Here is an 8,153-nt window from a genome sequence, read left to right on the forward strand (position 1 = left end):
CTTGTTCACTGTATTATTGTTCTATTCCAGCCATTCCAGGAACTTATCAAGTGCTCTTCTTCGGTGTGAGACCGTGTTCTTGAAATCGTCACCAAGTTCTCCGAATGTCTTTCCGTTGTAATCGAATATCGGATCATAACCGAAACCGCCGGTCCCCAGTTCCTCAAAAGCGATCTTGCCTTCAACATTTCCAGTGAATGTGAGGGGTTCACTTCCAGGTTCACAATATCCGATGACCGACCTGAAGACCGCTTTTCTATCGGTCTCATCTTCCATTATCTTGAGTATCCTCTGATTTCCGAGGTTCTTTTCAACAAAGGCAGAGTAAGGTCCTGGAAAACCATTGAGCACTTCGATAAAGAGTCCGGAATCATCCACCATAACAGGCATTCCAAGTCTCTCAGCCGATAATTTTGCACCGTATGCAGCAATAGGTTCAAGTTCATCTTCCTGAAGTTCCGGATAGCCATCGGTATTCTGAATTACCTCGTATCCTCTGTCTGCAAGTATGTCCTTCACTTCTCTGAACTTTCCCTTGTTGCCTGTTACAAATACTATTTTACGCATATCTTCCTCGTTTTTCTATATCTTTGACTCTTTCGAGCACTTCATCTGCCTGTTCGAAGTCCTGCCTGTAGCCTCTGCAGAATGCTTCTATAAGTTTCTCATGATCTTTGTGTGTACTCTCGAATGTCTGGAACAGGACATGTACATCCACACCACGTGCTTCGGTGCTGCTGTCAAAGAATGAGAGTCCGAAATCTATCATGTATACGCGATCATTGAAAAGTATAAGATTTGATGTTGTAAGGTCTCCGTGAACTATTCCTGCGCCATGCAGGTCAGCTATAAGTATCCCTATCTGTTCACTGAGCTTCTCATCGATAACATATTTCATTGCAGTTCCGTCGAGGTACTGCATTTTGATGGTGGAATTCTCTATGTCATAGATGACAGGTGTAGGAACTCCTGCCCTTCTTGCCTCAGATAGCAATCTTGCCTCTGCTTTTGTCCTTTCTTTGCGTATCCTTTCATCGAGTTCTCTTACCCTGTAGCTTTTAGGTACTCTTTCTTTGATGATGATGCCATCTTCTAACTTTACCGTTGCTTCGGCACCACTTGTCAGATACATCTCTGCCTCCCTTCCTCAAGATCCTCAGAAAGCCATGTGACATCAACCTCATCTGGTCTGAAATTAGGGTTGACGTGTGAATTCTCTACATCGATCACATTGCCTGAATCATACATGAGAAGTCCGAGATATGCGATCATAGCACCATTGTCTCCCATGAAACGTTTCTCAGGTACATAGAAAGAAGCCCCACGTTCTGTGCACATTATTTCCAGCATTTCCCTGAGCCTCATATTCGCTCCGACCCCGCCTGCAAGGAGAACCTCGTTCTTTCCTGTGTGGGCAAGGGCACGTTCTGTGACCTCAACAACCATTGCAAAGGCGGTTTCCTGGAAAGAATAGCAGACATCTTCCATAGAATGCTTTTTCAGAGCCTCGGTGGCAGCTGTAGATAATCCGGAAAATGAGAGATCCATTCCTTTGACCACATAAGGAAGAGGAATGTAGTTCGCTGCATTCCTGGCAAATTGTTCTATCTGTGGTCCGCCGGGGTGTCCAAGACCTGCACTCCTTGCGAACTTATCGAATGCATTTCCCAGTCCGATATCCAGTGTTTCTCCGAACACTCTGTATCTTCCCATACGATAGGCCAGTACCTGTGAGTTGGCACCGCTGACGTAAAGAGTTACAGGGTCTGTTGCAGGTGTCTTCCAGCGTCCGACCTCTACATGTGCAAGACAGTGGTTCACGCCCACAAGTGGTACATCAAGGCTTATGGCAAGCATCCTTGCCGCAGTTGCCACAGTACGCAGACATGCTCCAAGTCCTGGTCCCTGTGAGAATGAGATCGCATCTATCTGTGAAGCATCCACTCCGTTCTTCTTTGCTTCTTCGAGTACTCCTCTTACAACATAGGATGCATATTTTGCATGATGCTGGGCTGCTTCCCTTGGGTGTATCCCGCCTGTGGGAGGGCGGTACATATCAGAGACCTCAGCAATAACGTCGTTCTCATTAACGATAGCAGCACTGAGGTTCCATGCGGTTCCCTCAATGCCAAGCACTGTTCCTTTCAACTTGATATCTCCGACGCTAAAAGGGGTGCAGTTGAATATTAATTTTGCTGTTTCCTGATGAGTACACAAGTGACCGCAAGTATGGCAATTGTTACAATGCCGGATAGAGCTGGGAGCTTTCCACTCTCATCCGAAGTAGTTGTATCCGTATCTTCTGTCTCTGTGGATGCATCAGATATGTCTGCTACTTGCTCTGCTTCATCGTCTTCAATGACATCAGGTTCATCTGCTGTTATTGCGAAAGGAGAAAACCCTGGCGTGCTTGCTTCAAAGTAGATATATTCATCATCAGAACCACTTTGTTCGGTGCTGAGCTTTCCCCAGGTATCATCACTGTACCTGTTCAGGGCTATTGTGTCGACATCGATATTGTTGTTCTGTATCCATTCTTTACTGACCCTGAAACCTATGATTGGATCCTGGATATTAGCTTCGATGGCATAACCGGTCTTGCCGACCCATATGTTCAGGTTCCTGTAAACCTTTCCAGGAACTGGATCATCAACAAGTGCTGATGTGTCCTTCAGTATCTCTATGGTTGTGCTGATCTTTCCTGCGTTCTTCAGGGAAAGATAGCGGACATAATCGATATCGTTCTTCTCATCATCGAAATCGAAGTTCACTATGTCATCCTTGCCGGCATAAACTGTAAGTACATCCTTAAACCCGATGTTCTCATACTCTTCACCGCTAGAGCCGCCTCCGCCTCCACCACCGCCGCCTCCGCCGGATGATGAAGTAGTTGTACTTGCAGTAGTTGCTACCGTTGTGTTTGTCCAGTTTCCGATATTTCCTGTGAAGTCTATAGGTCTGAGTCCGTAGCTGTAACTTGTACTGGCAGATAGTCCTGTGTCTGATATCTGCTGGTCGGATACGTTATTAAGGAATACTCCGTTCTTCCAGACTTCCACATGGTCGGTGTCATCGGACCCGTTCCATGAGAGTGTTATGGATGATGATGTTCTGGAATTTTCAAGATCGCTGATCACCGGTGCAGTATTGTCCTCGACAGGTGCATAGATGCTCAGGTGAGTGATATTTGTGGTAACTGTATGTGCGGTGATATTTACCGTGCTTCTGAATGGTATCCACATTCCTTCATCAGGGTCATACCATGCAACAGCCAGTTTGTCGGTATCGTTCACAAGGATATGGTCATAACCGAGTGTAAGGGATACATTCCTGCCGAACTGGTATGAATATTCAGGGTCAGACTCATTTATCACTCTGATGTCGATTGCACTTCCCGTAAGTACCGAACCATTACCAGGCTCATTTCCTCTTACAACAGCAGCAGAGATGTTTCCCGGATTGGAAGGTGTGCCTGTAATGTTGAAGTTAAAGGCCGGATCGCTGACATTTGTTGCAAGTCCCTGTAAATTGAAAGTGACCTCATCGTATCCTGTAGTATCGAATGTTTCTCCAAGACTTAGATAGATGGTTGTGTTGGAACTAAGATGATCGGTCTCTGAATTATTGAAGATGGATGTCACGTTGACGGTATTCGTTCCGTTTGAAAGCGGGATGTTCGTCAAATTGAACACACCGTTCGAAACAGGCCATGATCCGTTGGTAAGATTGCCATTGATATAGACCGAGACGTTAGTTGCAATTCCTGCAGTTCCATTCAGTGAGAAATTGTCGTCTGGATGATAATAGATGGTTCCGGTATCAGGTAAATCAATAGTTGGCTGGGTAGTGAACACCGTAAAGTTCACAGTTGTCGAGTTGACATATCCTGTAATATCTTCAGCAAAGACTGTAAGGTTGTACTGTCCTTCTGTCAGGTTAAGGGTGGTGTTGAACGAGAATCCTGTTTCGATAGATGAATTATTTCCATTGTCAATATTGTACCAGAGATCACAATATTTGTTATTGCTGATGTTGATCTCGAATGTCTCTTCCTGTAGCACGGAATTCTCAGCCAGTCCATCTATGGTGATGATATTGTCCTCAACGCTGGCATAGAACTGCCAGTCATAGGATATCTCTTCACTCTGGTTCGTCAGTGCAGTGACAGATACATTGTGATATCCTTCAATATATGGCTGTGCTGTCACATTCTCTACCTTATATCCACCTGTTATACTTTCAAGGGAGTGGATCACTTCAGAGCTATCGATGGTCATATTGATCGTGCTCTGGTTGATGCCATAAGGATGGCTAAGGTTGAGGGAAACAGCAGTAGAGCCGTTGGTAGTATAGCTACCATTCGATGGATATTCGTTAATATCGAATGTTGAATAGATGACAAGCGAGAAGTTCTGAGGTCCTATCTGGACTGCTGTTCCGTTGACCTTGATAGTGTATGTTCCTGGGGTAGGATCTGCTAATTCGATACCTTCGACATTGTTCACTGTGTCAGGCCCGTTATTTCCATAATATGTGTCATCCGGTGCAACTATTATGAGATCAAGATCGTTAATTAGTGCTTTTTCCGCAGATTCAGATAGATTATAGTGGTCTGTCCAGACAAGCGTTGCCTTTAAGGTATCTGAACCTTCAGTTACATTGTAGCTGACATTCCATGAGTCTGATAGGTTCAATTGTTGCGGGTTGTCAAAATATTCGATAACATCAGGATATTGTGGGTATATGGAGTTCTCAATATCAACACGTCCCCATCCGGACGAATTATCAGGTATTCCATTTATTTCCTGTGTTGCTCCGGTTCCGTATTGTCCAGGTGTGATATTCATTGCGCCATTTATTATCGTTGCTTTCAACAATGCAGCACTTGGGCTTGTAAGGTTCTCTACGTCAGTGTAGTATTGTCTTATAAGGGCAGCAGAGCCTGCAGTTATTGGTGTGGCCATACTTGTACCACCCATATACAGGTAATTATCATCAACGATCCCCCATCCTGTTGCACTTCCAAGGCTTGATCTTGTAGAAATGATAAATGTGCCCGGTGCAACAACATCTGGTTTGATCCTTCCATCCTGTGTTGGTCCACGGCTACTAAAGGCGGCAATTCCCTGACTGTCATCAGCCATGTAGTCCTCATATATTGGAGATGCCGGATAATATGCGGGCCATTTTAATCCCCAGGTCGAATATGTTCCAATTGAGAAAGTGTCTCCTCTTTCGTTCTCTGAGGCACCTACAGTAAGGCAGTTCTTAGCAGTTGCAGGATAATCTATTGAGTATTCATCTATAACCCCATCTTCATTTGGGTCTACTCCTGAATTACCTGCTGCAAAAAGTATCAGCATATCAGGATGTTCCCATACGAACTGGTCAACTTGTAATGATAAGGTGGTGTATGCTCCATTAGAAGCACCACCCCAACTATTGGTATGGATCTTTGCTCCCTCATTGTATGCTTCCTGAAAAAGATCCTTAAGGTCACTTGGAACATATATAAGACTACTACCAGCATTGTCGCCAAGTGCCTGGAATACCAGTCTGGCCTCTGGTGCTATTCCACTGTATTGTCCATCAGAAAGTGAACCATTTCCAAGAACTGAACCTGCTACATGGGTTCCATGTCCGTTGTAATCAGCTGAACTCCCATCAGCATATGTTTGAATTATACTTACTATCCTTCCTCTGATGTCTGCATGCATGGAACTATCATTCACACCGGTATCAAGTCCGGAGTCAGCAACTGCTATTATCTGTCCACTTCCGTTCAATCCATAGGTCTCGTGGGTCGTAGTTGCATTAATAATGTCTGCTGCGATATCATTGCTTATGGTTGGCTGGACGTATTCCTCTATCCAGCTGACACTGGTCATTGCTGCAATTTCTGGTATTATGTCTGTGGTGACCTGCACTTTCAGTATGTCCTCTGATCCTGAAAGGATGTTTCCACCAAGTAGTTCGATCGAACTAGCTGTACTTTCGTAGTCATCTGATGAGAAAAGTAATACAAAATATATGTTCTCAGTATCAACATCGGTGCTTGATGTCTGAATACTGTTGGTTTGTGTTAATTGTGGATCATATTTGTATGATGGTCTGTATTCGCCGACCCATTTGACAAATTCAAAAGATCCTATCTGGTCCTTGACTTCATTAGTCATCATGAATATGAATGCGTTGTTTGGAACATAACCCTGGATGCTAGCTCCTGCATATGCCATTTCCTGCTTCCAGATATCTTTCACGGGACCGGTGAACTGTACTATGTAGTAACCTTCCGTGGTGTCAGTGGATATTGTTGAAATATCCTGAATGGTCATGTCGGTGTTGTCAGTATCGATATATCCTGTTTTTAGAAGGATCAGGCTGTCATCATTAGTATTTTCAGTGCCTGCACTGGCTGTGGCGATCGCAATGATAAGTATGAACAAGATCGGGAGTATGTTTTTAGTACGCATGGAGTGTCATCCGCAGATTATATTATAAATGACACTATATTATCACAAATATATTTATATCTTCTGTGGCATAAAAATGTGGATGTCTCTATCGCATATGATTCATGCCAGTTGAGACAAAAAAAGAATTACTGCTTCCTTATGAGGAAGCAGGCAAAAGATATTATCAATCCGCTTATAAGTGCAGAAAGTGCATTCGTGGTTCTTTCTTCCTGTATCTCGCTTTCTGTCGAAGCATTGATACTTTCATCGACCTGGTCAGCAACAGAACTCTGGTCATCGGATACTGATCTGAGTTTCTCGTCGACGTCACCAGTGATAACGAATGTTGAGAATCCCGGTGTCCTGGCTTCAAAGTACAGGTACTCATCATCTGAACCGGTCTGTGTGGTTGTGAGCCTACTCCAGCCACTCTCATACCTGTTAAGCACAATGCTGTCTTCATCGACATTGTTCTCCTTTATCCAGTTCCTTGAGACCCTGAATCCGACAACTGGATCTGCTATGTTGGCATCGGTTGCATATCCGACCTTACCTACCCAGATGTTGATGTTCTTGTAGACCTCGCCTGATGGTAGTGAATATACAAATGTCGACTTGTCTCTCAGCACCTCGATGGTCGCAGAGATAGTTCCTGAGTTCTTCAGTGATTCATATGTGATATACTGTATATCGTTCCCATCTCTGTAGAAATCGAACTTGACGTTACCTGTCCCTACGAAGACAGAGCTGACATCCTTGACTGCAATGTTCTCATACTCTTCGCCTGAGGTGCCTCCACCACCACCTCCTCCACCGCCGCCTCCGCCGGAGGATGATGAAGAGACTGGTGTACTGGTAGCTTCAGCAACTTTGACTGTCACTACGTATTCTTTACTTGTTCCATCCCCTGCAGTTACATTATATACAACCGGTTCTGTGAAATTTTGTGCGATTCCTGTATCAGGGGAGAGTTTCTGTCCTGTAAATCCAATTATTGGCACTAAAGCTGTAACATTAGTTTCATGTGGCACTGTCAGATCGATTATCTTTTCTGTTTCGTTTATAATTCCTTCCGCCACTGGTTCTTCAAACCTGAAACTTGTAATTTCCTTAGCGGTGCTCGATGCAATGTAAACTGTTACTATGTATGGTTGTGTCGTACCATCTTCTGCAGTGACTGTGTATGTCACTGGGTTTGTGAAATCCTGTGTAGTTCCATTCTCAGGTACTATCGTTTTCCCAGTGTGTATTATGGTAGGGGTTAATGCTGTCTCATCTGTTCCATATGGGGCGGTTAGATCAATAGTCTTTGCTGTTTCGTTTATCAGTCCAGTCACAGCAGGACTTGTGAGCTTGAAACTTGTTATTTCCTTTTCAGTATTTGGTTCGATATCTACCGTTACTGTATATTGTTCTGTTGATCCGTCTTCTGCAGTAACTGTGTATGTCACTGGGTTTGTGAAGTCCTGCACCGCTCCGCTCAATGGTGCTATCGTTTGCCCTGTATGGCTGATCGTTGGAGTTAGTGTTGTTACATCTGTTCCATATGGTACTGTTATTTCAATGGTCTTAGCTGTCTGATCGATCGTTCCCGTTACAGCAGGACTTGTGAACTTGAAACTTGTTATTTCCTTTTCAGTATTCGGTTCGATATCTACCGTTACTGTATATTGTTCTGTTGATCCGTCTTCTGCAGTA

General features: G+C 44.1%; 5 protein-coding genes. All 5 read right to left on the bottom strand.

Translation table 11 applies throughout. The features are described from left to right. Positions 1-21: 21 nt before the first annotated feature. Positions 22-567 (bottom strand): XTP/dITP diphosphatase, encoded by a 546-nt coding sequence (locus BM008_RS14225; RefSeq protein WP_091938193.1) that lies wholly within the window; start codon positions 565-567, stop codon positions 22-24. Further along, positions 560-1,132, bottom strand: a complete 573-nt coding sequence (locus tag BM008_RS14230; protein ID WP_091938195.1) for a Kae1-associated kinase Bud32 — start codon at positions 1,130-1,132, stop codon at positions 560-562. The genes BM008_RS14225 and BM008_RS14230 overlap by 8 nt, the downstream gene beginning before the upstream one ends. Beyond that, the gene (locus BM008_RS14235; protein ID WP_091938197.1) at positions 1,123-2,148 is read right to left on the bottom strand and encodes a bifunctional N(6)-L-threonylcarbamoyladenine synthase/serine/threonine protein kinase; all 1,026 of its coding nucleotides are present in this window, start codon (positions 2,146-2,148) and stop codon (positions 1,123-1,125) included. Before BM008_RS14235 ends, BM008_RS14230 begins: the two co-directional genes overlap by 10 nt. 38 nt (positions 2,149-2,186) lie before the next feature. Further along, the gene (locus BM008_RS15260; RefSeq protein WP_091938200.1) at positions 2,187-6,473 is read right to left on the bottom strand and encodes a PGF-pre-PGF domain-containing protein; all 4,287 of its coding nucleotides are present in this window, start codon (positions 6,471-6,473) and stop codon (positions 2,187-2,189) included. 128 nt (positions 6,474-6,601) lie between these two features. After that, on the bottom strand, positions 6,602-8,153 hold a 1,552-nt coding region (locus BM008_RS14245), incomplete at its 5' end, for a PGF-pre-PGF domain-containing protein (protein ID WP_143072370.1).

The organism is Methanolobus profundi, assembly GCF_900114835.1.
Classification (GTDB): Archaea; Halobacteriota; Methanosarcinia; order Methanosarcinales; family Methanosarcinaceae; genus Methanolobus; species Methanolobus profundi.